Raw genomic sequence first — 24,409 nt, forward strand, 5'->3', positions numbered from 1 at the left:
CGTAGCATCGCGACGGTGAGCAGCACACCTTCCGATGTCGTGGTGGAGTCCGCGCCGGGCGCGCCGACCCCGCCCCGGGCCCTGCCGAACGGGCTTGCCGCGTTCCTGGTCTTCCTCTCCAGCGGGGCCGTGCTGGTCCTGGAGACCATCTCGCTCCGGCTGGTCGGCCCGTACGTCGGGGTGACCCTCCAGGTGACCAGCTCGGTCATCGGCATGGCGCTGGGCGCCATCGCGTACGGGGCGTGGATGGGCGGGTGGCTCGCCGACCGGTGGGACCCGCGTGCCCTGCTCGCCCCGGCCCTGGTGCTGGCCGGCATCGCCACCGCGGTGACCCTCCCCGTGGTCCGGTACGCCGGTGAGGTGCTGCGCGGCGGCGCGGCCGGCGCGGTGCTCCTGCTGACCGCGCTGGCGGTGCTGGTGCCGGCCGCGCTGCTCGCCGGGGTGACCCCGCTGGTGGTCAAGCTCCAGCTCGCCGACCTGCGCCGGACCGGGCAGGTGGTGGGGCGGCTCTCCGGCATCGGCACGCTGGGCGGCATCACCGCCACCCTGGTCACCGGTTTCGTGCTGGTGGCGGCGCTGCCGAGCACCGTGATAGTGCTCGGGCTGGCCGCCGTGCTCGGGCTGAGCGGGCTGGTGCTCGGGGCGTACCTGCGCCGGCGGGCGGGGACCACGCCGCCCGGTCCGGCCCGGGCCAGGGCCGCCCTGGCGGTGCTCGGCCTGGCCGGGGCGGGGCTGTCCGCGGTCGCCCCGAACCCGTGCGACGTGGAGACGGCGTACCACTGCGCGCGGGTCGAGGTGGACGAGCAGTGGACCCAGGGACGCTACCTCTACCTGAACTCGGCGCAGCACTCGTACGTGGACCTGGCCGACCCGACCCACCTCAAGTACGCGTACACCCAGTGGATCGGCCTGGTCGCCGACCTGGCCGCGCCGTCCGGGCAGCCGCTGGACGCCCTGCACCTGGGCGGCGGTGGCTTCACCGTCCCGCGCTACGTCGACGCCACCCGGCCGGGCAGCGACAACCTGGTCTTCGAGATCGACGGCGCCCTGGTCGACCTGGACCGGCGGGAACTGGGCGTCCGCACCGGACCTCGGCTCCGTGCCCGGGTCGGCGACGCGCGGGTGCTGCTCGGCGCGGAGCCGACCGACAGCCGGGACCTCATCGTCGGGGACGCCTTCGGACACCTGGTGGTCCCCTGGCATCTGGCCACCCGGGAGATGGCCGCCGACATCCGGCGGGTGCTCCGGCCCGGCGGGATCTACGTGCAGAACGTCATCGACCTGCCACCGGACCGGTTCATCCGGGCCGAGCTGGCCACCGTCGCCGCCGAGTTCCGGCACGTCGCGCTCATCGCCCCGCCCGGAGCGATCGCCGGACAGCACGGCGCGAACTTTCTGATCGTCGCCTCGGACACCCCGCTGCCGCTGGCCCGGATCCAGACCTCGTTGCGGCTGCTGCCCGAGTCGGCCAGCCTGCTGCACGGCGACGAACTGGCCCGGTTCGTCGGCGACGCGCTGGTGCTGACCGACGACTACGCGCCGGTGGACCAGCTCCTCGCGACCGCCTGAACGGGTGACATTTCTGACCGATTTCGACCCATGAGGTGTACGGGGCACAACCCCGGGCAACAGGACCGACCATGGGTGCAGCGATCAGGAACGGCGGCGCGCAGCTGCTGGGCGAGCGGTACCGGCTGGTCGAGCAGCTCGGCGCGGGCGGCATGTCGGTGGTCTGGCGCGGTTACGACGAGGTGCTCGGCCGCCAGGTTGCGGTCAAGGTCCTCGCCTCCCGGCTCGCCAGTGACAAGGCGTTCCGGCATCGGATCCGGATCGAGGCGCAGGCCGCCGCGCGGCTGTGCCACCCCAACATCACCAACGTGTACGACTACGGCGAGTCCGAGCAGGTCGGGCTGACCGTGCCGTACGTGGTCATGGAGCTGGTCGACGGCGGCCCGCTGAGCAGCCGGCTCGGCCGCGGCGGGCAGCTGCCCTGGCGGGAGGCGGTGACCATCGGCGCAGAGGTGGCCTCGGCGCTGACCACCGCGCACGCCCGCGGCGTGGTGCACCGGGACGTGACCCCGAACAACGTCATGCTCACCCCGACCGGGGTGAAGGTCGTCGACTTCGGCATCTCGGCGCTGGTGGGGGAGAGCGAGAAGGGCCCGGACGGGGCGCTGCTCGGCACACCCGCGTACCTGGCGCCGGAGCGGCTGGACGACGGTCAGGTCTCGCCGGCCACCGACGTGTACGCGGTTGGCCTGCTGCTGTACCGGATGGTCACCGGTCGGCTGCCCTGGCAGGCCAGCACCACCACCCAGATGCTGCGGGCGCACATGTACAACGACCCGGAGCCGATGCCCCCGGTCGTCGGGCTGCCCGATGCGGTCGAGGGGCTGGTCCGGCGCTGCCTCGCGAAGCGCCCCGAGGACCGCCCGGCGACCGCCGAGGTGGCGCGTACGCTCGCCGACGCGGCGGGAATCGCGGCGATCGTGCCGGTCTCCCCGGCGCTTGGCCGGTTCGACCCGGCGCTGCTGGAGAACGCGGGGACGACCATCCTGCCCTGGTCGACGGCGACCGACGCGCTGCCCTTCTCCGCCATCCGCACCCGTACCCGCAAGGCCGTGGCGCGGCGGCGCAAGGTGGAGGCTGGGGTGGCCGCCGTGGGCCTGGTCGCGGTCACCGCCACCCTGTGGGGGGTGACCTCGAAGAGCCCGGCCAGCGGCGGGGTGGAGCCGACCCAGGCCCGGATGGCCCTGCCGGAGCCGACCCCATGCGCGGTCGACTACGTGCTGCGCCGGGACACCGGTAAGAACTTCACCGCCGACCTCACCCTGACCAACACGGGTGGTCGGGAACTGCGGGACTGGACGATGAGCTTCACCTTCCCCGGTAAGCAGACGGTCACGCCGGCCCAGCCGGAGGTCCGCCAGCAGGGGCGCACGGTGCTGCTCCAGCCGCCCGCCACGGACCCGGCGCTGGCCCCGGGCGCGTCGAGGAAGGTGTCGCTGACCGGCGCCTACACCGGTGGGAACCCGCTGCCGGTGCAGTTCAAGGTCGGCGACAGCACCTGCGGCGTGCAGGTTTCCGGGGTGGCCGGGTCGGCGCCGACCACCGTCCCGCCGACCAAGACCACCCCGAAGGGCAGTTCGGGCGGTGGCGGCGGGAAGCCCAAGGCCGAGAAACCCGGCAAGGGCAAGGAGGGCGGTAAGGGAAAAGGGAAGTGAAGCAACCGAAGGGGGGTGACCACGGCGGCAAGAAGAAGAAGTGAGGCTCAGCCGAGCGAGGCGAACCGCTGCACCTGCGTGATGGTGCCCTCCACGATCAGCACGCTGTCGGGGCTTAGCACCGTGTCCGGGCGCGCGTAGCGGAACCGCTCGCCGGGGAGCTTCGCACCGACCACCATCACGCCGTACCGGTCCGTCGGGGTCAGGTCGTGCAGCGTCCGCCCCACCATCGACCGTGGTACGCGCACCTTGGCGATGGCGAACTCCTCGTCGAACTCGATGAAGTCCAGCATCTTGCTGACGATCAGGTGCGCGACCCGCTCGCCGGTCTCCGCCTCCGGGAAGATCACGTGGTGCGCGCCCACGGCGTCGAGGATCTTCGCGTGCTTCTCCGAGGTGGCCCGGGCCCATATCTGCGGGACGCCCAGTTCGGTCAGGGCCAGCACGGTGAGCACGCTCGCCTCCACCGAGGCCCCGATGGCGACCACCACCCGTCGGAAGTCCCCCACGCCGAGCTGGCGGAGCGCGCCCTCCTCGGTGGAGTCCGCCTGCACCACCCGGTCCAGCTCGGCCGACCAGCGCTGGACCCGGTCCGCGCTGCGGTCGATGGCGAGCACGTCGTGGTCGAGCTGCACCAGCGAGCCGGCCAGGTGACAACCGAACCGGCCCAGGCCGATCACCACGATGCCGCTCTCTTTCGTCTCCCTAGCCGACAATGGGTTGCTCCTCCGGGTAGCGGTACAGGCGTCGCCGGGTGTTCAACGCGATCGCCGACCCGAGGGTGAGCGGGCCGACCCGGCCGATGTACATGAGCGCGATCAGCACGTACTGACCGGGTTCCGGAAGCCGTTGGGCGAGGCCGACGGAGAGGCCGGTGGTGCTGAACGCGGAGGTGACCTCGAAGACCGCGGCGAAGTTGCGCACATGCTCGGTGAGCAGGATCAGCGCGACCGCGCCGCCGACGACCAGCGCCACGCTGAGCAGGGCCACGGTCAACGCCTGCCGCTGGCTGGCCGTGGCGACCCGCCGGCCGCCCACCGTCACGTCCGGCTCGCCGCGCAGCTCGGCCCAGATCACGAAGCCGAGCAGGAAGAACGTGGAGACCTTGATGCCGCCGGCGGTGCTGGCGCTGCCCCCACCGATGAACATCAGCACGATGAGCATCGGGTAGCTCTCCTCGCTGAGCCGGTCGACGTTGATCACGTCGAACCCGCCGGTGCGGCTGAGCGCGACCTGGGTGAACGAGGCCAGCACCTTTCCCGGGGTGTCGTAGGTGCCGATGGTGTACGGGTTGGTCCACTCGGCCATCAGCAGGTAGCCGAAGGCAGCGACGATCAGCACCAGGCTGCCCCAGATGGTCAGCTTGGTGGCGATGGTCCACGTGGCCGGCCGTCGCCACTCCCGGACGGCCTCGAAGAGCGCCGGGAAACCGAGCCCGCCGATGATGGCACCCGCGGCGAGCGGCAGCGCCACCCAGGGGTCCTGGGCGAAGGCGACCAGGCCGTCCGTGTACAGGGTGAAGCCGCCGTTGTTGAACGCCTCCACCGAGTGGAAGACGGCGGTGCCGAGCGCCCGGCGGGCTGGATAGTCGTAGGCCAGCGCGAGCCGGCCGCTGATCACCACGGTCATCACCGCCTCGGTCACGAAGACCGTCCCGGCGATCCGCACCAGCAGCCGGCGGACGTCGCCGATGCCGATCTCGGCGGTCTCGGCCTGCACCAGCAGGCGGTTGCGCAGGCCGAGCTGCCGGGCCACCGCCAGGATCACCAGGGCCGCGCCGGTCAGGATGCCCAGGCCGCCGATCTGGGTCATCAGGGTGATCATCGTGAGCCCGAAGCTGTTCCAGTAGTTCGGGGTGTCGGTGACCGACATGCCGGTGACCGAGACGGCCGAGGTCGCGGTGAACAGCGCCGTGACGAAGGGGGTGTACCGCTGCGCGCTGGTCGCCCAGGGCAGCATCAGCACGACGGTGCCGACCAGGATCACCGTCAGGAACCCGAACGGCACCAGCCGTACGGGGTGACGGAGCAGGCGGCGCACCACCTCATCTTCCGTCCGGAGATTCACCGGCAGGTCAGGAACCGACCAACTGTCGGTCAACCGGACCCGGTCTGCTGGGCGTACCCATCGACGACAGGAGGCGGCGTTGCGACGTACCCTTCCCACCCTCGGCGTGGCCGGCGCCCTGCTCGCGGCGGCCGTGGTGGTGCCGACCGTGGCCGCCCAGGCCGACCCGGAGACCGGCGCCGAGCGGTCCCACGCGGCCCACCGGCCGCTCGTGATCGGCCACCGGGGCGCGAGCGGCTACCGCCCGGAGCACACCCTCGAGTCCTACCGGCTGGCGATCCGCCAGGGTGCCGACTACATCGAGCCGGACCTGGTCTCGACGAAGGACGGTGTGCTGGTCGCCCGGCACGAGAACGAGATCTCCGGCACGACCGACGTGGCCACCCACCCCGAGTTCGCCGGCCGGAAGGCGACGAAGACCATCGACGGGGTGACCGTCACCGGCTGGTTCACCGAGGACTTCACGCTGGCCGAGCTGAAGACCCTGCGGGCCAAGGAGCGGCTGCCGCAGGTGCGGGCCGCCAACACCACGTTCGACGGGAAGTTCGAGATCCCGACCTTCCAGGAGGTCCTCGACCTGGTCCGGACCGAGTCGAAGGCGCGGGGCCGGACCATCGGCGTCTACCCGGAGACCAAGCACCCCAGCTACTTCGCCTCGATCGGCCTGTCGCTGGAGGAGCCGCTGGTGGCGACGCTGCGGGCCAACAAGCTGACCCACCGCGGCGACCCGGTCTTCATCCAGAGCTTCGAGACGGCCAACCTGCGCAAGCTCGACCGCATGATCGACGTGCGACTGATCCAGCTGATGGACGCCGCGGGCCGGCCGTACGACTTCGCCGCCGCCGGTGACCCGCGGACCTATGCCGACCTGGCCACCGCGGCGGGCCTGCGCTGGGTGGCCGGGTACGCCGACGGCATCGGGGTGAACAAGAACCTCATCGTGCCCCGGGACGCGGCCGGCAGGCTGCTCGCGCCGACCACCGTGATCCGGGACGCGCACCGGGAGAAGCTGCTCGTGCACGCCTGGACCTTCCGCGCCGAGAACCAGTTCCTTCCGGCCGACTTCCGGATCGGCGCCGATCCGAACGCCCGGGGCGACATCACGGCCGAGTACGAGCTCTTCTTCGGCCTCGGGCTGGACGGCGCCTTCGCCGACCAGCCGGACACCGCCGTGGCGGCCCGCGCGGGCCGCTGACCGGCGTGCGCCGCCGGGGCGGCCTGGTTCCCGGCGCGGTGCTGCTGCTTCGACGTGGGGTGTCCGGCTGTGTCTGGACACCCCACGACGCGTCCCCGCCGTCGGCGCGCCGGCTGTGCGGCCGGTAAGGTTCGCGCGCCGCTACGAACTTGATGACGTGAACGGATCGGCCCCGGGGAGGGCGCGTCCGGCCGGCGGCCGGTGCGACCCACGCGCCGGGGCCGGACGGAGCATCCGCTGGGCAGCTTCGTGGTCAACCCACCGCGGGACCCTGCGGCCGTCCCCTGGCTGCCTTTGAAGTTGACGTCACAGCCGACTCAGCCGGTATGCGCCCGGCCGGGCATGCCGCGGCGGGTGGGAAACACTCGGTGGTGCGGAGCTGATCGGCGGGGCGCCTCGTCAAGATCGTGTTCCAACCCGGAAGTTGTGGGGTCCGAGTTCCGAGCAGGCCACACTTTCCGGGCTGAGCGCGATCTTGGCGGACAGCCCGCCCCGGACGTGAGTCGTTCACGACATCAAGTTCGTAGCGAGCGAAGGACCTACTGCCGGGGCGCTCGGCGACGTAGGTGCCACGGCCCGGCTGACCGGTGATCAATTCACGGTCGCGCAGCAGGGACAGGGCTCGTAGATCTGGCGAGGAGGGTGCAGGTGCGTAACGTGCTCGACCTGTTCCGGCTCAGGCGGTGGCGCGGCGCGACACAGCGGCACCCCGGGCGGTGGTGCCCACGGCCACCGGAGGTGGGGGTGGCACCCACGGCTGGCGGGCGGTTGTAACGGCGGGCCACCCTACGTCGATTACTTGTGTGTTTCGGCCACATAGCCCGTGGGTGACGTCACTTCTAGCGTGAGCCGACAACTGACAATCCCCCTGTCCCCACCTGGAGTCGTAATGACGATCCGGCACACGCGGCGGGTGTTCCTTTCCGCCGCCACGGTGATGGCGGCCGCGCTCGCCGCCACCGCCTGTGGCAGCCCGCAGGACACCGCCTCCGGCGGCGGCGACGCCGCGCCGGTGAAGGTCGGTCTGGTGTATTCCCAGTCCGGTCCGCTGGCCAGCTACGGCAAGCAGTACATCGAGGGCTTCAAGGCCGGCCTCGACTACGCCACCAAGGGCACCGGCAAGGTCGGTGACCGGAAGATCGAGCTGACCGAGGTCGACGACGCGGGCGACCCGGCCAAGGCGGTCTCCGCAGCCAAGGACCTGATCGGCAAGGGCACGAAGATCATCGCCGGCTCCACCTCCTCCGGGGTGGCGCTCCAGGTCGCCCCGATCGCCGCGCAGAACAAGGTCCTGTTCATCTCCGGGCCGGCCGCCACCGACGGGGTGACCGGGGCGAACAAGTACACGTTCCGGTCCGGCCGGCAGTCGTACCAGGACGTGGTGACCGCCAAGTCCTTCATCGGCGACGCCAACGGCAAGAAGGTCGTCGTGTTCGCCCAGGACGGCGCGTTCGGCGACGCGAACGAGGCCGCCGTCAAGAACGTCATCGGCGGCGCCGGCGCGACCGTGAGCAGCGTCCGGGCCCCGGCCAGCGCCACCGAGTTCACCCCGTTCGCCAGCCAGATCAAGGCCGCCAAGCCGGACCTGCTCTTCGTCGCCTGGGCCGGCACCACCGGTCCGGCCATGTGGCAGACCCTCGACCAGCAGGGCGTCCTCTCCTCCACCACGGTCGTCACCGGCCTGGACATCCGCGCCACCTGGCCCACCTTCGGCGCCGCCGGCAGCAAGATCTCTTTCCTGTCGCACTACTTCGACGGCGCCAGCGACACCGACGCCGCCAAGGCCGCCAAGGCCAAGATCCCGGGTGGCACGCTCGACCTGTTCCACCCGGACGGCTTCGCCGCCGCCCAGATGGTCGTCCGTGCCGCACAGGAGGGCGGCGACGACGTGGACAAGATGATCAAGGCGCTGGAGGGCTGGCAGTTCGACGGCGTCAAGGGTCAGATGACCATCCGCGCCGAGGACCACGCGCTGCTCCAGCCGATGTACCAGGCCAAGCTGTCCGGCAGCGGCACCTCGTACACGGCCACCGCGGTGAAGACCCTGACCGGTGACGAGACCGCGCCGCCGGTCACCCAGATGAAGGGCTGACACGTGCTCGCCACCCGCGGTCTGACCTGGCGGATCGGTGAGGTCGCCATCGTCGACTCCGTCTATCTCGACCTGGCGCCCGGGGAGTTCCTCGGCGTGATCGGGCCGAACGGCGCCGGCAAGACCTCACTGTTCAACCTGATCACCGGCCTGCGCCGGCCCACCGACGGCCGGGTCCTGCTGGACGGGGCGGACGTCACCGCCCTGCCCCCGCACCGGCGGGCCCGGCTCGGCCTGGGGCGCACCTTCCAGGCGTCCTCGGTCTTCGGCTCGCTGACGGTGCGGGAGAACGTCCGGCTCGCCGTACAGGCGCACCGGGGTGGCTCGATGAAGCTGTGGCGGCGGGCGGCGGCCGACCGGGAGGTGGCCGCCGCCGCCGACGCGGCGCTCGACCGGGTCGGCCTCCACCACCGGGGTACGGCCCTCGCGGGCACCCTGGCCCACGGCGAGAAGCGGAAGCTGGAGATCGCCCTGCTGCTCGCCGGGGAGCCCCGGGTGATGCTGCTCGACGAGCCGATGGCCGGGGTCAGCGCCGAGGACGTGCCCGAACTGGTCAGCGTCATCAGGTCGCTGACCGGGGACAGCGGCCGGTCGGTGCTCATGGTGGAGCACCACATGGACGTGATCCTGGAGCTGGCCGACCGGATCGCCGTGATGCACCACGGCGCGCTGCTGGCCTGCGACACCCCGGACACGGTGATGGCCAACGCCACCGTGCAGGAGGCGTACCTCGGGGAGTCGCTGTGAGCGCGAGGAGTGAGCCGGGTTTGCGCGCCCCGCAGTCGCGAACGGAGATGGCACAGTGACCGAACCGATCCTTTCGGTGGAGGACCTGTCGGTGCGGATCGCCGGGCTGCACATCCTCCAAGGGGTGTCGTTCGACGTCGCGCCGACCGGGGTGACCGTGCTGCTCGGCCGCAACGGCGTCGGCAAGACCACCACGCTGCGCGCGATCGTCGGCCTCACCCCCCGCAACGGCGAGGTGCGCGGCACCATCCGGATGGGCGCGCAGAGCCTACTGGCCCGCCCCACCCACCGGCTGGTCCGCGGCGGCCTCGGCTACGTGCCGGAGGACCGCTGCGTCTTCGCCGGGCTCACCGTCGCGGAGAACCTGCGGCTCGCCGAACGGCGGGGCACCACCCCGGCGTACGACAAGGTCTTCGCGCTCTTCCCGGAGCTGGACCGGCGCGGACGGCAACGGGCCGGCTCGCTCTCCGGCGGGCAGCAGCAGATGCTCGCGATCGGCCGTGTGCTGCTCAACGACAACCGGCTGCTGCTGGTCGACGAGCCGACCAAGGGGTTGGCGCCGAAGGTGGTGACCGAGGTGGCCGAGGTGCTGGAGCGGGTGGCCGAGTCCGTGCCGGTGCTGCTGGTCGAGCAGAACCTGGCCGTGGTGCGCCGGCTGGCCCGCGACGCGGTGGTGCTCTCCACCGGCAAGGTCGCCTGGACGGGCGACGCCCAGGAACTGCTGCTGGAGACGGCGCTGACCAAGTCACTACTGGGCGTCGGGTCGGGGGACGGACACGCCCCGAGTCCCCGGGCCGCATCGGCGGACAGCGCCCCCGCGACCGCGAAGGAGGCCCGGCGGTGAGCACGGTGATCCTGCTGGCCCTGACCGGGCTCGGCCTGGCCGCCCTCTACTTCCTGGTCGCGTCCGGCCTGTCCCTCGTCTTCGGCCTGGCCGACGTGCTCAACTTCGCGCACGGCCTGTTCCTCGGCGTCGGCGCGTACGCCACCTGGTGGGCGGCCGGCAACCTGCCCGGGGCCGGCCCTGACGGGTTCGGGTTCGTGCTGGCGGTCGCCTTCGGCGTGCTCGCCGGGGCGCTGGTCGCGGTGCTGGTCGAGCTGGTCCTGATCCGTCCGCTCTACTCCCGCACCATCGAGCAGGTGCTGGTCACCGTGGGCCTCTCGCTGGCCGGGGTGGCGCTGCTCCAGGCCACCTGGGGCGCCGACGCGCGGACGTTCCCGCGTCCCGGGTGGACCCGGGACGTGACCTCGATCCTCGGCGCGAAGGTGCCGAACGCGGGGCTGCTGCTGATCGTCGCCGCGGTGCTGGTGCTCGGCGCGCTGCTCGCCTTCCTCCGCTTCACCCGGTACGGCCTGGTCATCCGCGCCGGGGTGGAGAACCGGGAGATGGTCACCGCGCTCGGCATCGACGTGCGCAAGGCGTTCACCCTGGTCTTCGCGATCGGCGGGGCGGCCGCCGCGCTGGCCGGCGCGCTCGGCGGCGTCTACTTCGGCACCGTCTCGCCCGGGCAGGGCGGCTCGCTGCTGATCTTCGCGTTCATCGTGGTGGTGATCGGCGGGATGGGCTCGGTGGTCGGGTCCGCGTACGCGGCGGTCGTGGTGGGGCTGCTGCAACAGTTCGTCAACTACTACGGCACGTCCGGGCTGGGCGACGTCTGCGTGGTCGGTCTGCTCGCCGTGGTGCTGCTGCTGCGCCCGCAGGGCCTGGCCGGAAAGGTGGCTCACGCATGACCGAGGTCAAGAGTCCCGAGGTCGCGGCGCCGGCCGCGCAGGTGCCCGACGAGCTGACCCCCGGGCCCGCCCGCTGGCACGGGCTGCGCCCGTACGCCCCGCTGGTCGCCCTGGTGGTGGCGGCGATCGTGCCGTACTCGACGCTCACCCTGCCGGGCGTCTTCGACGGGCCGCTGAACTCGCCGGGCACGCTGCAACTGCTCGCCATCTGCCTGGTCTTCGGTGGCCTGGCCGCCGGCTACGACCTGCTGTTCGGGCGGACCGGGATGCTCTCCTTCGGGCACGCCCTCTACTTCGCCGCCGGCGTCTACGGCACCGACATCCTGATCACCAAGTTCGGGCTGCCGCTGTGGCAGGCCGCGCTGTTCACCGTCGTCGGCGGGACGATCCTCGCCGCGCTGCTCGGCGCGGTGGCGCTGCGGACGGTCGGCATCGCCTTCGCCATGGTGACGCTCGCCTTCGCCCAGGTCGGCGCGATCCTGGTGGCCCGGAACTTCGGCGGCTGGACCGGTGGCGAGGAGGGGCTGCCGCTGGACGTTTCCGGACTGCCGCCGGCGCTGGTCGGGGTCGCCAACACGGTGAACCTGTACTGGCTGGCGCTGGCGTACCTGGCGCTGGTGGTCTTCGTGGTGCACCGGGTGAGCGGCTCGCCGACCGGGCGGGTGCTGGCCGGCCTGCGCGACGACGAGCGGCGGATCGGTGTGCTCGGGCTCGACCCGTACCGGTTCAAGCTGGTCGCGTTCACCCTGGCGGGCGGCCTGGCGAGCGGCGCCGGGGTGGTCTACTGCCTGATCGTCGGTGGCGCCAGCCCGCACGTGACGTCGTCCGAGCTGACCCTGTCGCTGCTGGTGATGGTGGTGCTGGGCGGTCCGGGCACCCGCTGGGGTCCGGTGCTCGGCGGCATCCTGTACATGTACCTGGACCACCGGCTGACCGCGTTCGGCACCAGCGACGCGGTGAACAGCCTCCCGGCGTTCCTCAGCCACCCGCTGTCCCAGCCCCTGTTCGTCCTCGGCACCGTCTTCATCCTGGCCGTCTACTTCTTCCCGGGCGGCCTGGCCAGCCTCCGCACCCGCCTGCACCCCCTCCTGTCCGCCCTGCCCGGCCGCCGCTGACCGCCCTGTCGATCAAGGAGTTTGCGTCAGGATTCCGCCGTAGGATGACGCAAACTCCTTGATCAATGAGGAAGGAAAGCGCATGGGCGAGCGGTTCGCGGTGGTCAGTGGCGGCGGGACGGGGATCGGGGCGGCCGTGGCACGGGGGCTCGTCGCCGACGGGTACGACGTGTTGATCGTGGGACGGCGGGCCGACGTGCTGCTGGACACCGCGTCGCGGATCGGAGCCGAGTGCGGGCAGCCGGAGGCGGTCAGCGCGGTGACCGCCGACCTGACCGACCCGGCCCAACTCGCCGGGGTGGTCGAGGCGGTGGGGGAGCGGCCCGTCGACGCCGTGGTCAACAACGCCGGCGGCTACCTGGGCGGACCGACGGACACCCTGGTCGACGTGGCGGCCTGGTGGCGGGCCAACCTGGACGCCAACGTGCTCACCGCCGTGCTGCTCACCGAGGCGCTGCTGCCCGCCCTGCGCCGGCCCGGCGGCCGGGTGCTCCTGATCAGCTCGATCGCCGCCCAACGGGGCGGCGCCGGGCCGTACTCGGCGGCCAAGGCGGCGCTGCACGGCTGGGCGTACGACCTGGCCACCCAGCTCGGCCCGGACCAGATCACGGTCAACGTGATCAGCCCGGGGTACGTCGCCGAGACCGAGTTCTTCGGCGACCGGATGACGCCGGAGGGGCACGCCAAGCGGGTCGCGGCCACCCTGGTCGGCCGGGCCGGCGAGCCGGACGACATCGCGGCGGCCGTCCGCTACCTGGCCAGCCCCGCCGCCGGCTACGTCACCGGCCAGGTCCTCGGGGTCAACGGCGGCTCGGTCCTCGGCCGCTGAGGCGCGAGGAGGGGACGGCGGCCCCCCGTGCGGCCGCCGCCCCCTCCTCGCCGGGGATCAGTTGTTCAACAGCTCGTACGCCAGAGCCGGCGCCTTGGTCACCGCGCTCCCGGTCGGCTCGGTGATCTTCGGCGTGCCGCCGAAGTCGGCGTAGGTCACGACGTACCGGTACGCCTTCTGCTTCCCGGCGGCCGGCATCGACAGCACCAGCGAGGTGAGGTGCCCGTCCGGCCCCACCTGCGCGGTGAAGGGCACGTGCTTGCCGGCCTCACCGAGCGCGGCCGCCTCACCGTCGTCCAGCGCCTTGGCCGCCTCGCCGCCGGTCACGTCGATGAACCCGGCGTACTTCCCGGGGCCCTGCTGCTCGACGGAGGTCGCCGCGTCGAGAAGCGGCCCGGCGTTGCCCTGGTCCGCGCCGTCGTAGGTCGGCACGCCGTCGCCGTCGGTGAGCTTGGCCTTGTCCAGCGCCATCCACTTGTCCGGGAACTTCGGCAGGCCCGGGTGACCGCTGAACTTCGCCTTCATCCAGACCTTGTCCTCGATGATCAGGAACGACATCTTCGTGGTGATGCCGTCCTTGTCGGGTGGCGCGGCCATGTTCATCTCCATGGCCTTCGCGGCCGGGTCGATCCGCCCGCTCAGGTCACCGGACGAGTCCTTGCCGGAGAACCGGAAGGCGCCCACGCTCTCGTCGGGGACCGCGGCGAGGAGCGCCTGCTTCGGGTCGGTGCTCGGGCTGGCGGCCGGGCCGCTGCCCGGCGCGGCGGCCGGGTCGGTCTTCGGCCCGCAACCGCCGAGCAGGGCGGTGGCGGCCAGCACGGCCGCGACCGTGCCCATCGTCCGTCGGACGGTGCCGGTGCTGCCGGTTGCCTGTGTCATCGCTGTTCTCTTTCTCGCTTCCGTAGCCTCTGCCGACGACGATGCTGCTGCCCGTCACGGCGGTTCGGCTGCCGATATGCTGCCGTCCGACTGCCGGGCCCCGGCGTCCGGCCATATCCGGGGGTGTCAGGAGCGGAAACTCGCATGTCAGGAACGCAGGTGCCGACGGGCCCGAGCCCGTCCGAGCCGTCGCCGCGGTTCGCGCTCCTCGGTCCCCAGCGCGCCTGGTACGCCGACCGCCCGCTCGACCTCGGCCCCGGCAAGCAGCGGGCGGTGCTGGCCGTGCTGCTGCTCTCCGCGGGCCGTCCGGTACCCACCGGGCAGATCGTCGACGCGGTCTGGCCGGAGGAGCCGCCCGCGAACGGCCCCAACGTGGTGCAGAAGTACGTCGCCGGGCTGCGCCGGGTGCTGGAACCCGAGCGGTCGCCGCGCACGCCGGGTCAGGTGCTGACCCTGACCGACGCCGGGTACCTGCTGCGGGTGCCACCGGAGGCGGTGGACGCGGTCCGCTTCGAGCGCGGGGTGCACCGGGCGCGGCAGGGGCACGCGGCGGGGCGTACGCCCGAGGCGCTGGCGGAGCTGACCGCCGCCCTGGACCTGTGGCAGGGGGAGCCGTTCACCGGCTTCACCGGTCCGTTCTTCGAGGCCGCCCGGCACCGGCTGGTGGAACTGCGCGCCGTCGCCCTGGAGACCCGGGCCGAGCTGGAGCTGGCCGGCGGCCGGTACGGCGAACTGGTCGGCGAGCTGGTCGAACTGGTCCGCGAGTTCCCGGTCCGGGAACGGCTGCGCCAGCAGCTCATGCTGGCGCTGTACCGCAGCGGGCGGCAGGCGGAGGCACTGGCCGCCTACCGGGAGTTCGCCGGGCTGCTCCGCGAGGAGTACGGCATCGAGCCGGGCGAGGTGCTCCAGGAACTGCACGGGCGGATGCTGCGCTCGGACCCGGCGCTGAATCCGCCCGGGCAGACGGTGGACCGGCCGCCGACGCTGCCCGCCCCGCGCGCGGAGACCGCCCCGGCGGCGGTCACCGCCGCGCCGAACCCCTCGACCGCGCCGAACCCCTCGACTCCGCCGACCGCGCCGACTCCGCCGACCGCGCCGACCGCGCCGAACCCCTCGACTCCGCCGACTCCGCCGACCGCGCCGATCCCGTCGACCGCGCCGATCCCACCGGCTCTGCCCGCCGCGCCGCCCGGCCTGCCTCCGGCCTACGGCGGGGTGCCGCCGATCTTCCCGCCGCCGGTCACCACCCGTCTCCGTCCCCGGCAGGCGCCGCACTGGCTGAGCGTCACCGGCACGGTCCTCGGGCTGGCCACGACGATCCTCACCTTCGGCTTCCTGACCTGGCTGGTCCTCGCGGTCTACGCCGCCTGGCGGCAGAGTTGGCGTACCGCGCTGACCGCCGCCTGCTATCTGACGCTGGTCGTCGGGTTCGTGGCGGCCTTCGCCGACGTCGACTCCGAGGTCGAGGCGACTGACCTGGAGATGCTTTCGCTGCTCGGCATGGTCGTCGCCTGGCTCGGCGGCGCCCTGCACGTGCTCCTGCTCAACCGCCGCGTGTGGGCGTTGGTCACCGGCCAGGGCCACCGCCGGGCGGGGGATCGCCGGCTGCTGCGGGAGCAGGCCCGGTTCCTGCTGCACCACCACCCGACAGCCCGGCACGACCTGCGGATCGGCCGCCCCGACCTGCCGCGGACCTTCGACGACGGCGGGCTGATCGACATCAACGCTGTTTCCGAATCGGTGATCGGTACGCTGCCCGGGCTGCGGCCGCCGCAGTACCAGCAGGTGATCACGGACCGCTGGCTGCGCGGCCCGTACACCTCGATGGAGGACCTGGCGACGCGCTGCATGTTGCCGCCGACGGTGACCGATGCCCTGCGCGAGATCCTCGTCTTCCTGCCGCCGCCCCCGCCCCCGGCCTGACCCTCGTGATCCCGGCCGGCGGCCGGATGCCTGGTAGAAATGCCGGATGAGCCAGGATCGAGGGGCCGTGCGGGAGCGGGCCGAAGCGGTACTGCGGCGGCTGGCGGGTGCGCACGCCCGGCTCCGCGACGACCAGTGGCGGGCCATCGAGGCGCTGGTCGTGGACCGGCGCCGGGTGCTCTGCGTGCAGCGCACCGGCTGGGGCAAGTCGGCGGTCTACTTCGTTGCCACCGCGCTGCTCCGGGAGGGGGGCGAGCACGGCCCGACCGTGATCGTCTCGCCGCTGCTGGCGTTGATGCGTAACCAGGTCGAGTCGGCCGCCCGCGCCGGCATCCGGGCCCGCAGCATCAACTCCGCCAACCTGGACGAGTGGGACGAGATCACCGCCGAGATCCACGCCGGGGCGGTCGACGTGCTGCTGATCAGCCCGGAACGGCTCAACAACCCGGACTTCCGGGACGGCGTGCTGCCGAAGCTGGCCGCCACCACCGGGCTGCTGGTGGTGGACGAGGCGCACTGCGTCTCCGATTGGGGGCACGACTTCCGGCCGGACTACCGCCGGCTGCGGACCTTCCTCGCCGAGCTGCCCGAGCGGACGCCGGTGCTGGCCACCACCGCCACCGCCAACGCCCGGGTCACCCAGGACGTGGCCGAGCAGTTGGGCGACGCCCTGGTGCTGCGGGGCACCCTGGACCGGGAATCGCTGCGGCTCGGCGTGGTCGACCTGCCCAGCCCGGCGCACCGGCTGGGCTGGCTCGCCGACCACCTGGACCGGCTCCCCGGCTCCGGGATCATCTACACGCTCACCGTCGCTGCCGCCGGCGAGACGGCCGAGTTCCTGCGCGCCCGGGGCTGGTCCGTGGCCGCGTACACCGGGCAGGCCGAGGACGCCGACCGGCGCGCGGCCGAGCAGGACCTTCTCGACAACAAGATCAAGGCGCTGGTCGCCACCAGCGCCCTCGGCATGGGCTTCGACAAGCCGGACCTCGGTTTCGTGGTGCACCTCGGCGCGCCACCCTCGCCGATCGCCTACTACCAGCAGGTCGGCCGGGCCGGCCGGGCCGTCGAGCACGCCGAGGTGCTGCTGCTGCCCGGCGTGGAGGACGCGGCGATCTGGCGCTACTTCGCCTCGCTGGCCTTCCCGCCCGAGGAGCAGGTCCGGGCGGTGCTCGCCGCGCTGCACCCGGACCGGCCGATCTCCACCCAGGCGCTCGAACCGATCGTCGATCTGCGCCGGGCCCGGCTGGAGCTGATGCTCAAGGTGCTCGACGTGGACGGCGCGGTCCGCCGGGTCCGCGGCGGCTGGCTCGCCACCGGCGCGCCCTGGGTCTACGACGAGGCCCGGTTGCGCCGCGTCGCCCAGGCGCGCACCGCCGAGCAGCAGGCCATGCGGGAATACGCGACCACGTCCGCCTGCCGGATGCGGTACCTGCGGGAGTGCCTGGACGACGCCGGGGCGGACGACTGCGGCCGCTGCGACAACTGCGCCGGCCCGCTGTTCACCGCCGAGGTGTCCGACGCCGCGCTGGGCGCCGCGCAGACCTTCCTCGGCCGCCCCGGGGTGGCGATCCCGCCCAAGAAGCTCTGGCCGACCGGCCTCGACGCGGTGGGCGTACCCCTGAAGGGGCGCATCCCGCCGGCGGAGCAGGCGCTGCCCGGACGGGCTGTGGGGCGGCTGTCCGACCTGGGCTGGGGTGGGCGGCTGCGCGGTCTGGTCGGGCCGGAGGCGGCGGACGGCCCGGTCCCCGACGACGTGGCCGCGGCCGTGGTCGAGGTGTTGAAGGCCTGGGCGCACGGCGACGACCCGTGGCCGCGCCGGCCGGTCGGGGTGGTCGCCGTCGGCTCCCGCAGCCACCCGGCGCTGGTCGGTTCGCTCGCCGAGCGGATCGCCGCGGTGGGCCGGCTGCCGCTGCTCGGCCGGGTCGTCCCGACCGGCCCGCCCACCGGTGGCGGGCCGCGCGGCAACAGCGCCCAGCGGGTACGCGCGCTGCACGACGCCTTCGACGTTCCCGACGAGCTGGCCGAGGCCCTGGCCGGGCTGGACGGGCCGGTGCTGCTCGTCGACGACCTGGTCGACTCGGGCTGGACGCTCACCATGGTGGCCCGGCTGCTGCGCCGGGTCGGGGCCCCGGACGTCCTGCCGCTGGCGCTCGCGGTCGCCGGCTGAGGTCGTCCGGGCGGCGGGGAGGGTTCCCGGGCCGGTCGGGGTGGGAGACCCGCCACCGACACGGACCGTCCGCGGGCGGGCACTCCGGCCGCCGGTACCGTGGTCGTATGACCGAGCAGCGAACCGTCGTCCAGACGTACGCCGTCACCGGGATGACCTGCGAACACTGTGTGCGGGCGGTGACCGGGGAGCTGTCCGCCCTGCCCGGTGTCGAGGAGGTCCGGGTCGACCTGACCGCCGGGACGGCCACGGTCACCAGCCGCGAGCCGCTGCCGGTCGAGTCCGTCCGGGCCGCCGTCGACGAGGCGGGCTACGAACTGACCGGCGGCGTTGCCTGAGTCGCCGTCCGCCGTGGTGGAGTCGCCGCCCGGCGGGGACCTGCCCGCCGGCCCCGGCGCGCCCGTCGGGGTGGACCGGGGCACGCTACGGCTCGCCCTGGTGGTGGGCGGGCTGGTACTCGCCGTGCTGCTGGGCTTCGGCCTCGGCCGGCTGAACCCGCCGCCGACCGCCGCGTCCGGTGGGGTCCCGGCGGCCGCCGGGCACACCCACGCCCCGGGCACCGGGGCGCACTCGCACGGCGGGGCCGACGTCACCCAGGCCGACGGCGCGGACGCGGCCGGCCTCTCGATCAGCTCCGGCGGCTTCACGATGGCCCCGTCGGCCGTGGACTTCGCCGTCGGCCGGGCCGGTGAGCTGCGGTTCCGGATCCGGGACGAGCGGCGCCGCCCCGTCACCCGGTTCGCTGTCGTGCACGACAAGCCGATGCACCTGATCGTGGTGCGCCGTGACCTCACCGGCTACCAGCACCTGCACCCGACGATGGCGGCGGACGGCACCTGGTCGGTGCCGCTGACCCTGCCGCAGTCGGGTGTCTGGCGGGCGTACGCCGACTTCACCGCGGTCGCCGACGACGGCCGGCAGACCGCGGTCACCCTCGGCGCCGACCTGGCCGCCGCGGGCCCGTACGCACCCCGGCCGCTGCCGGCCCCGGCCACCTCGACGACGGTCGACGGGTTCACCGTCGGGTACCAGGGCACCCCGAAGCCGGGGGACACGGTGCCGGTGCGGTTCACCGTCACCGCCGGCGGCGCGCCGGCCCCGCTGGAGCGCTACCTCGGCGCGTACGGGCACCTGGTGGCGCTGCGCGAGGGGGACCTCGGCTACCTGCACGTGCACCCCGGGCCGCAGGCCGAGCCGGGCACCGTGACGTTCTGGACGACCGTGCCCGGGCCGGGCCGCTACCGGATTTTCCTGGACTTCAAGGTCGGCGGCGTGGTGCGCACCGCCGAGTTCACCCTGGCCGTCGACTGAGCCTCGTCAGCCGGCCCGGCGGACCGGCCGGCGGGCCAGGTAGCGCAGCAGGTCGCGGATGTGGTGCTTCTCCTCGGCGGGCACCGTCGGATCGGCGAGCCGCTCCAGGATGACCCGGACGTCCGCCTCCACCGGGGCGTCCTCGCCGCCACGGCGGCGGGGGACCGGACCGGCGTCGGGCAGGCCGAGGGCGCGGAAGGCGGCGGCCACCGGCAGGTCGAGGGCGGCGCAGAAGCCGCGCACCTTGGCCAGTTCGGGGTAGTCCTGCCAGTCGCCGGCCAGCCACCGGAACACGGTGGACCGCCCCACGCCGGTGTGCGTGGCCAGGTCGGTCACCGTCCAGCCACGCTCCTCGCGGGCATCATCGATGGCGCGCCGGACGAAGCGCGCGAAGGCCATCTGTGGCGAAACGTCTGCCGAACCCATCCCTGTGGGGTCATCCTTCCCGGCCGGAGCACCGGACGGTGCGCCTACGAGGGTAGTACGACCGGACGCGGAAGTAACTGACTGATCGGTCGGAAGGTCCCATGGCCGGGACCGGTTTACTTGTCCCGAGTCAACTACAGTGGGTGGATCGCCGCCCACTCGACGACGAGGAGCAGGATGTCCGAGTCCAGCCGTCCGGTGCCGTACCGCCCGGGGGCGGTCAGCCTCTTCTTCGTCGCCCAGGCGGCCGTGTTCGCTCTCGGCTGCTGGATCTGGCTGCTGGTGCTGGTGCTCACCACCGAGGGGGCGACCGGGGCGCACGTCCTCGCGGCCTCCTTCGCCGTCACCTTCACCCTGGTCGGCGTGGCGCTCGGGGTCCGCCTGGCGCTCCAGCGCAACGCCGCACTCCGGCACGCCGAACTCAGGCGGCTGCTGGTCGACATCTCGTGGAACGCGTTCACCGCCGCCGGAAACGCGGAGCAGCCGGCCAAGGTGGTGCCCTTCCCGACTGTGCTCGACGACGAGTGGTCCGCCGGTGTCGAGCGGCGGCAGCGCGACCGGCGCCGCTAGGCGCGCTCCACCGCCACCGCCACCGCCATCGCCGCCGGCTCCGGTGCCGGCGCCGCGAGCAGTGTCGCCAGCCGGGGCGTGACGCCCCACTGGTCGACCAGCTCCCGGTACTCGGCCCGCTGCCCGTCGGTCGGCGCGCCACCGCTCCGGCGGGCCCGGATCAGCAGGTTGCGTGGGGTGTGGGCGGAGTCGACGAACTCCACCACCTCGGTCCGGTACCCGTGCAGCCGGAGCAGCCCCGCCCGCAGCGCGTCGGTGAGCACGTCCGCGAACCGCTCGCGCAGGATGCCCTGCCGGGTGAGCAGCTCGTACGGCGCGGGTGCCGGCCGGGACCGCAGCTGGGCCGCCAGGTCGTGGTGGCAGCACGGCGCGGCCAGCACCCAGCGGGCCCCCCACCGGACCGCCCGGGCCAGCGCCTCGTCGGTCGCGGTGTCGCAGGCGTGCAGTGCGAGCACCAGGTCGGGGGCCGGCTCGACGACCGCCTCGGCGATGCTGCCGGCCACGAACCACACCCGGTCGGCCCAGCCCAGCCGCTCGGCCAGTTCGGTGTTGCGCCGGCGCTGGTCCTCCCGGACGTCCACGCCGACGAGTTCGACGTCCAGCCCGCGCCGGGTCAGGTAGCGGTAAGCGGCGAAGGTCAGGTACGCGTTGCCGCAGCCGAGGTCGACCACGCGCAGTGGCCCGGCCAGGTCGTCCGGCAGGGTGGCCGCCAGCGCGCGCAGGAACGCGTCCACCTGGCGGCGCTTGGCCGCCGAGCCGCCGATCTCGGCGAAGAGCGGGTCGCCCGGGTCGAGCAGCCAGTCCTTGGCCCGGTCGTGACCGCCCGGCTCCGGCGCCGGCCGGCTCGCCGCCGCCCGGTGCACCTGCGCCTCGCCCGACTTGGTCACCCGGAGCTGGAGTGTGGTGTCGGCGGTCTCGACGTGCCAGTTGCCGAAGGGTTCGGCGAGCAGTTCGTCGACCGCCGCGCCGGCCTCCGCGCCCGCTGCCACGTTCCGGGTGTACGGCCGGGAACCGTCCGAGGTGGAGATCTGCAGCCGGCGGCCGGCCTTGAGGGTGACCGGGCGCAGCTCGGCCCGGACCACCGAGGGGCGCTGCCCACGCCGCCGGCCGGCGGCGACCGCCCGGGTCAGGGCGGGGTCGAGCAGCAGCGCCCGCACCTCGGTCAGCGCGGCGTCCAACGGTTCCGGCACCGTTCCATCATCCTTCCGGCCGTCGGCCTGCCGTCCCCGGCCGGCCCTGGTTGTTCTGTCGCGGTCCGCCGCCCGGCCCGCCGACCGTGGCGCCCCCGCTTCCCCGGGCGGCATCCACACCGCCACCGCCACCGCCTTTGCTCTGCTGCAGCGGAGGCGACACCGGCGGGTCGAAATTGTTGCGCGGGCGGCAGCAGAGCAAAGGCGTGAACAGATGTCTCTGCCGCCGGGCGTCGTGCCCGCCGTCATTCCGGTCCGGGCCGGGGGCGACGCGAAAGCCATCCCTCGTGCCCGAAGTGGCGGCACGAGGGATGGCGGGGTCCCGCGAGGGTTCAGTCGGTGGTGGCTTCGGCCGGCGTACCGGTGCCCGAACCACCACCGCCACCACGGCGGCGCCGGCGGCGGCGCGGCTTGGCCGCCGACTCGCCCTCGGCGCCGGCGGGCGCGGACGCCTCGGCGCCACCTTCGGTGGAGGTCAGCGTGGCCGGCTGGTCACCGGCGACGACCTCGCCGGCCCGGCGGCGCCGGCGGCGACGCGGCGTCCGCGTGCCCTCGGCCGCCCCGGTGGCGGTGTCGTCCCCGTCGGTGGGCGTCGTGGCGGCGTCGCCCCCACGGCCCCGGCGGCGCTCCCGGCCCCGGCCGTCGCCGCGCCGTCCGCCGCGCTCGCCCCGCCGGGAGCGGCCGCCGCCCAGGTCCTCCTCGGCCTCCGCGGACAGCCCGGCGCGGGTGCGCTCGGCCGTCGGCAGGGTGCCGGTCACCTCCCGGGAGATGTCCAGGTCGGTGTAGAGGTGGGCGGAGGTGTGGTACGTCTCCGGCGGCTCGGGCATGTCGAGGCCCAGGGTCTTGTCGATGATCCGCCAACGCGGGACGTCGTCCCAGTCGACGAAGGTCACCGCGACACCCGTCGCCCCGGCCCGGCCGGTACGACCGATCCGGTGGGTGTAGGTGTCCTGGTCCTCGGGGCAGTCGTAGTTGATGACGTGGGTGACGCCGGTGACGTCGATGCCCCGGGCGGCCACGTCGGTGGCGACCAGGGTGTCGATCTTGCCGGCGCGGAACGCGCGCAGCGCCCGCTCCCGGGCACCCTGCCCCAGGTCACCGTGGACGGCGGCGACGGCGAAGCCGCGGAAGTCGAGGTCCTCGGCCACCCGGTCGGCGGCCCGCTTGGTGCGGGTGAAGATCATGGTCAGGCCCCGCCCCTCCGCCTGAAGGATCCGCGCCACGATCTCGATCTTGTTGAGCGAGTGGGTGCGGTAGGCCAGCTGCTTGGTCTGCGGGTTCGGGCCGGTCTCGGCGGTGTGCCCGGCGTGGATGGTGATCGGGTGGCGCAGGAAGCGCCGGGACAGCGCGACGATCGGGTCCGGCATGGTGGCCGAGAAGAGCATCGTCTGCCGGTCCTCCGGCAGCATCGCCAGGATCTTCTCGACATCGTCCAGGAAGCCCAGGTCGAGCATCCGGTCCGCCTCGTCGAGCACCAGCGCGTGCACCCGGTCCAGTCGCAGGTGCTTCTGCTTGGCCAGGTCCAGCAGCCGGCCCGGGGTGCCGACCAGGATCTCGACGCCCTTGCGCAGCGCCTCGATCTGCGGCTCGTACGCCACACCGCCGTAGATCGGCAGCACGCGCACGCCGCGGGTGCTGCCGGCGGCGTCCAGGTCCTTGGCGACCTGGAGGCCCAGCTCGCGGGTCGGGACGACGACCAGTGCCTGCGGCACACCGTCGCCGCCCTCGGACGGGGCGAAGACCCGCTCCAGCAGCGGGATGCCGAAGCCGAGGGTCTTGCCGGTGCCGGTCGGCGCCTGGCCGATCAGGTCGACGCCGCGCAGCGCGATCGGCAGCGCGTACTCCTGGATGGCGAAGGCGCGGGTGATGCCGGCGGCGGCCAGGGCCTCGACGGTCTCCTGGCGGGCGCCGAGCGCGGCGAAGGTGGGAGCCTCCGGACGGACCGGAGCGGTGGCGGCCAGCGGCTGGCCTTGAGTCTGCTCGCTCATATGGATGTGGGGGTGCCCTCTCGTGGTGCGCCCCTCTGGTCCTCAGGGCGCGATCGGTATGGCGCGGGCCACACGGTCGGGGGCGGAACGCCGAGCCGGACCGGGCCGCACGCGCGCCGTGGACCGGTGCTGATCAGGTGATCTGAACCAATCGGTGCCCACGGCAACTGTCTCATCCTACCTGAACCACCCCTCGGCAGCCCCGATTCCGGTGACGGGCCCACATCCGGGGGTAATTGGTGTGACCTGGGCCACAGATCGGCGGGGCGGTCCGGGTGACCGGACGGACGGTAGCCTGCGCTCGTGCCCGCCCCCGATCCCGCCGTGATCGACCTGCTCGGCCTCGTCGCGTACGGCGAGCTGCTCGCCTTCGACCGGCTCGCCGCCGACGCCCGGCTGGCCCCCGACCTGCGCCGTCGGGCGGCGCTGTGCGAGATGGCCGCCGCCGAGATCGCGCACTACCGGTGGATCGCCGACCGGATCGCCGTCCTCGGCGAGACGCCCGACGAGGCCATGGCCCCGTACGCCGCGGCGCTGGAGGCGTACCACGACTCGACCGAGCCGAGGGACTGGCCGGAGGCGGTGACCAAGGCGTACGTGGGGGACGCGATCACCGACGACTTCCTGCGGGAGATCGCCGACGGGCTGGACGGGCCGGACCGCCAGCTCATCCTCGACGTGCTGCACGACTCGCGGTACGCCGAGTTCGCGGCCGCCGAGATCCGGACGGCCATCGAGGTCGACCCCCGGGTGACCAACCGGCTCTCCATGTGGGCGCGGCGGCTGGTCGGGGAGGCGCTGTCCCAGGCCGGGCGGGTCGCCGCCGCGGACCGGGGCGCGCTCACCGCGCTGATCGCCCGCCGGGAGGGCGTGGACGTGCCGGCGCTGTTCCGGCGGCTGACCGACGCGCACACCGCGCGGATGACCGCCGCGGGGCTGAACAACTGATCCCGGC

At 73.4% G+C, this 24,409-nt stretch carries 21 protein-coding genes; 15 read left to right on the top strand and 6 right to left on the bottom strand.

The features are described from left to right. Positions 1 to 15 precede the first annotated feature (15 nt). Positions 16 to 1,569 (top strand): fused MFS/spermidine synthase, encoded by a 1,554-nt coding sequence (locus tag ACL02O_RS10810; protein ID WP_412817865.1) that lies wholly within the window; start codon positions 16 to 18, stop codon positions 1,567 to 1,569. A gap of 71 nt (positions 1,570 to 1,640) precedes the next feature. Further along, positions 1,641 to 3,224 (top strand): protein kinase domain-containing protein, encoded by a 1,584-nt coding sequence (locus ACL02O_RS10815; protein ID WP_412817866.1) that lies wholly within the window; start codon positions 1,641 to 1,643, stop codon positions 3,222 to 3,224. A 47-nt stretch (positions 3,225 to 3,271) separates the two neighbouring features. Here ACL02O_RS10815 and ACL02O_RS10820 read toward each other — a convergent pair whose 3' ends face one another. Together ACL02O_RS10820 and ACL02O_RS10825 are read right to left on the bottom strand one after the other, a co-directional pair. Then, positions 3,272 to 3,940 (bottom strand): potassium channel family protein, encoded by a 669-nt coding sequence (locus tag ACL02O_RS10820; protein WP_412817867.1) that lies wholly within the window; start codon positions 3,938 to 3,940, stop codon positions 3,272 to 3,274. Continuing rightward, positions 3,930 to 5,264 (bottom strand): TrkH family potassium uptake protein, encoded by a 1,335-nt coding sequence (locus ACL02O_RS10825; protein ID WP_412817868.1) that lies wholly within the window; start codon positions 5,262 to 5,264, stop codon positions 3,930 to 3,932. The genes ACL02O_RS10820 and ACL02O_RS10825 overlap by 11 nt, the downstream gene beginning before the upstream one ends. Positions 5,265 to 5,370: 106 nt before the next feature. On the opposite strand from ACL02O_RS10825, the gene ACL02O_RS10830 reads away from it, so the two are divergent. From ACL02O_RS10830 to ACL02O_RS10860, 7 genes are all read left to right on the top strand, one after another. Continuing rightward, entirely contained in the window at positions 5,371 to 6,486 is a 1,116-nt protein-coding gene (locus tag ACL02O_RS10830) for a glycerophosphodiester phosphodiesterase (RefSeq protein WP_412817869.1), read from the top strand. An 889-nt stretch (positions 6,487 to 7,375) separates the two neighbouring features. Beyond that, a complete protein-coding gene (locus ACL02O_RS10835; RefSeq protein ID WP_412817870.1) occupies positions 7,376 to 8,578 on the top strand; it encodes a substrate-binding domain-containing protein in 1,203 nt (400 codons plus the stop codon). Between the two features lie 3 nt (positions 8,579 to 8,581). Then, entirely contained in the window at positions 8,582 to 9,325 is a 744-nt protein-coding gene (locus tag ACL02O_RS10840) for an ABC transporter ATP-binding protein (RefSeq protein WP_412817871.1), read from the top strand. A gap of 55 nt (positions 9,326 to 9,380) precedes the next feature. After that, positions 9,381 to 10,169: an ABC transporter ATP-binding protein gene (locus ACL02O_RS10845; RefSeq protein ID WP_412817872.1), complete on the top strand. Its 789-nt coding sequence runs from the start codon at positions 9,381 to 9,383 to the stop codon at positions 10,167 to 10,169. Beyond that, complete coding sequence (locus ACL02O_RS10850; protein WP_412817873.1) at positions 10,166 to 11,056, top strand: branched-chain amino acid ABC transporter permease; 891 nt, start codon at positions 10,166 to 10,168, stop codon at positions 11,054 to 11,056. The genes ACL02O_RS10845 and ACL02O_RS10850 overlap by 4 nt, the downstream gene beginning before the upstream one ends. Beyond that, the gene (locus ACL02O_RS10855; RefSeq protein ID WP_412817874.1) at positions 11,053 to 12,171 is read left to right on the top strand and encodes a branched-chain amino acid ABC transporter permease; all 1,119 of its coding nucleotides are present in this window, start codon (positions 11,053 to 11,055) and stop codon (positions 12,169 to 12,171) included. The genes ACL02O_RS10850 and ACL02O_RS10855 overlap by 4 nt, the downstream gene beginning before the upstream one ends. A gap of 82 nt (positions 12,172 to 12,253) precedes the next feature. Further along, the gene (locus ACL02O_RS10860; RefSeq protein ID WP_412817875.1) at positions 12,254 to 13,000 is read left to right on the top strand and encodes an SDR family NAD(P)-dependent oxidoreductase; all 747 of its coding nucleotides are present in this window, start codon (positions 12,254 to 12,256) and stop codon (positions 12,998 to 13,000) included. A gap of 57 nt (positions 13,001 to 13,057) precedes the next feature. Here ACL02O_RS10860 and ACL02O_RS10865 read toward each other — a convergent pair whose 3' ends face one another. Further along, complete coding sequence (locus tag ACL02O_RS10865) at positions 13,058 to 13,879, bottom strand: hypothetical protein (protein WP_412817876.1); 822 nt, start codon at positions 13,877 to 13,879, stop codon at positions 13,058 to 13,060. Between the two features lie 144 nt (positions 13,880 to 14,023). On the opposite strand from ACL02O_RS10865, the gene ACL02O_RS10870 reads away from it, so the two are divergent. From ACL02O_RS10870 to ACL02O_RS10885, 4 genes are all read left to right on the top strand, one after another. After that, positions 14,024 to 15,802, top strand: coding sequence for a BTAD domain-containing putative transcriptional regulator (locus ACL02O_RS10870; protein ID WP_412817877.1), 1,779 nt, complete (start codon positions 14,024 to 14,026; stop codon positions 15,800 to 15,802). 46 nt (positions 15,803 to 15,848) lie between these two features. Further along, positions 15,849 to 17,969 (top strand): RecQ family ATP-dependent DNA helicase, encoded by a 2,121-nt coding sequence (locus tag ACL02O_RS10875; protein ID WP_412817878.1) that lies wholly within the window; start codon positions 15,849 to 15,851, stop codon positions 17,967 to 17,969. A gap of 107 nt (positions 17,970 to 18,076) precedes the next feature. After that, positions 18,077 to 18,307, top strand: a complete 231-nt coding sequence (locus ACL02O_RS10880) for a heavy-metal-associated domain-containing protein (RefSeq protein ID WP_412817879.1) — start codon at positions 18,077 to 18,079, stop codon at positions 18,305 to 18,307. After that, positions 18,300 to 19,280 carry a hypothetical protein gene (locus tag ACL02O_RS10885; protein ID WP_412817880.1) on the top strand — a complete coding sequence of 327 codons (981 nt, stop codon included), beginning with the start codon at positions 18,300 to 18,302 and terminating at the stop codon, positions 19,278 to 19,280. The genes ACL02O_RS10880 and ACL02O_RS10885 overlap by 8 nt, the downstream gene beginning before the upstream one ends. Before the next feature lie 6 nt (positions 19,281 to 19,286). On the opposite strand, the gene ACL02O_RS10890 is transcribed toward ACL02O_RS10885, so the two are convergent. After that, on the bottom strand, positions 19,287 to 19,706 hold the full coding sequence (locus ACL02O_RS10890) for a helix-turn-helix domain-containing protein (RefSeq protein WP_123243735.1): 420 nt from the start codon (positions 19,704 to 19,706) through the stop codon (positions 19,287 to 19,289). Positions 19,707 to 19,883: 177 nt separating this feature from the next. Between ACL02O_RS10890 and ACL02O_RS10895 the strand changes: the two genes are divergently transcribed. Further along, positions 19,884 to 20,276 carry a hypothetical protein gene (locus tag ACL02O_RS10895; RefSeq protein ID WP_412817881.1) on the top strand — a complete coding sequence of 131 codons (393 nt, stop codon included), beginning with the start codon at positions 19,884 to 19,886 and terminating at the stop codon, positions 20,274 to 20,276. Here ACL02O_RS10895 and ACL02O_RS10900 read toward each other — a convergent pair. Continuing rightward, positions 20,273 to 21,466, bottom strand: a complete 1,194-nt coding sequence (locus tag ACL02O_RS10900) for a class I SAM-dependent methyltransferase (RefSeq protein ID WP_412817882.1) — start codon at positions 21,464 to 21,466, stop codon at positions 20,273 to 20,275. The two genes, ACL02O_RS10895 and ACL02O_RS10900, sit on opposite strands and share 4 nt — an antisense overlap. A gap of 332 nt (positions 21,467 to 21,798) precedes the next feature. After that, complete coding sequence (locus ACL02O_RS10905) at positions 21,799 to 23,454, bottom strand: DEAD/DEAH box helicase (RefSeq protein ID WP_412817883.1); 1,656 nt, start codon at positions 23,452 to 23,454, stop codon at positions 21,799 to 21,801. Between the two features lie 303 nt (positions 23,455 to 23,757). On the opposite strand from ACL02O_RS10905, the gene ACL02O_RS10910 reads away from it, so the two are divergent. After that, on the top strand, positions 23,758 to 24,402 hold the full coding sequence (locus ACL02O_RS10910) for a ferritin-like fold-containing protein (protein ID WP_412817884.1): 645 nt from the start codon (positions 23,758 to 23,760) through the stop codon (positions 24,400 to 24,402). Positions 24,403 to 24,409: the final 7 nt, after the last annotated feature.

This window comes from Micromonospora mangrovicola (genome assembly GCF_047200535.1).
Taxonomy (GTDB): Bacteria; Actinomycetota; Actinomycetes; order Mycobacteriales; family Micromonosporaceae; genus Micromonospora.

Coding starts and splice junctions, on each gene's coding strand:
- ACL02O_RS10815 (WP_412817866.1), top strand. CDS start 1,641: ATGGGTGCAGCGATCAGGAACGGCGGCGCGCAGCTGCTGGGCGAGCGG.
- ACL02O_RS10835 (WP_412817870.1), top strand. CDS start 7,376: ATGACGATCCGGCACACGCGGCGGGTGTTCCTTTCCGCCGCCACGGTG.
- ACL02O_RS10855 (WP_412817874.1), top strand. CDS start 11,053: ATGACCGAGGTCAAGAGTCCCGAGGTCGCGGCGCCGGCCGCGCAGGTG.
- ACL02O_RS10860 (WP_412817875.1), top strand. CDS start 12,254: ATGGGCGAGCGGTTCGCGGTGGTCAGTGGCGGCGGGACGGGGATCGGG.
- ACL02O_RS10865 (WP_412817876.1), bottom strand. CDS start 13,879: ATGACACAGGCAACCGGCAGCACCGGCACCGTCCGACGGACGATGGGC.
- ACL02O_RS10870 (WP_412817877.1), top strand. CDS start 14,024: ATGTCAGGAACGCAGGTGCCGACGGGCCCGAGCCCGTCCGAGCCGTCG.
- ACL02O_RS10875 (WP_412817878.1), top strand. CDS start 15,849: ATGAGCCAGGATCGAGGGGCCGTGCGGGAGCGGGCCGAAGCGGTACTG.
- ACL02O_RS10880 (WP_412817879.1), top strand. CDS start 18,077: ATGACCGAGCAGCGAACCGTCGTCCAGACGTACGCCGTCACCGGGATG.
- ACL02O_RS10890 (WP_123243735.1), bottom strand. CDS start 19,706: ATGGGTTCGGCAGACGTTTCGCCACAGATGGCCTTCGCGCGCTTCGTC.
- ACL02O_RS10895 (WP_412817881.1), top strand. CDS start 19,884: ATGTCCGAGTCCAGCCGTCCGGTGCCGTACCGCCCGGGGGCGGTCAGC.
- ACL02O_RS10905 (WP_412817883.1), bottom strand. CDS start 23,454: ATGAGCGAGCAGACTCAAGGCCAGCCGCTGGCCGCCACCGCTCCGGTC.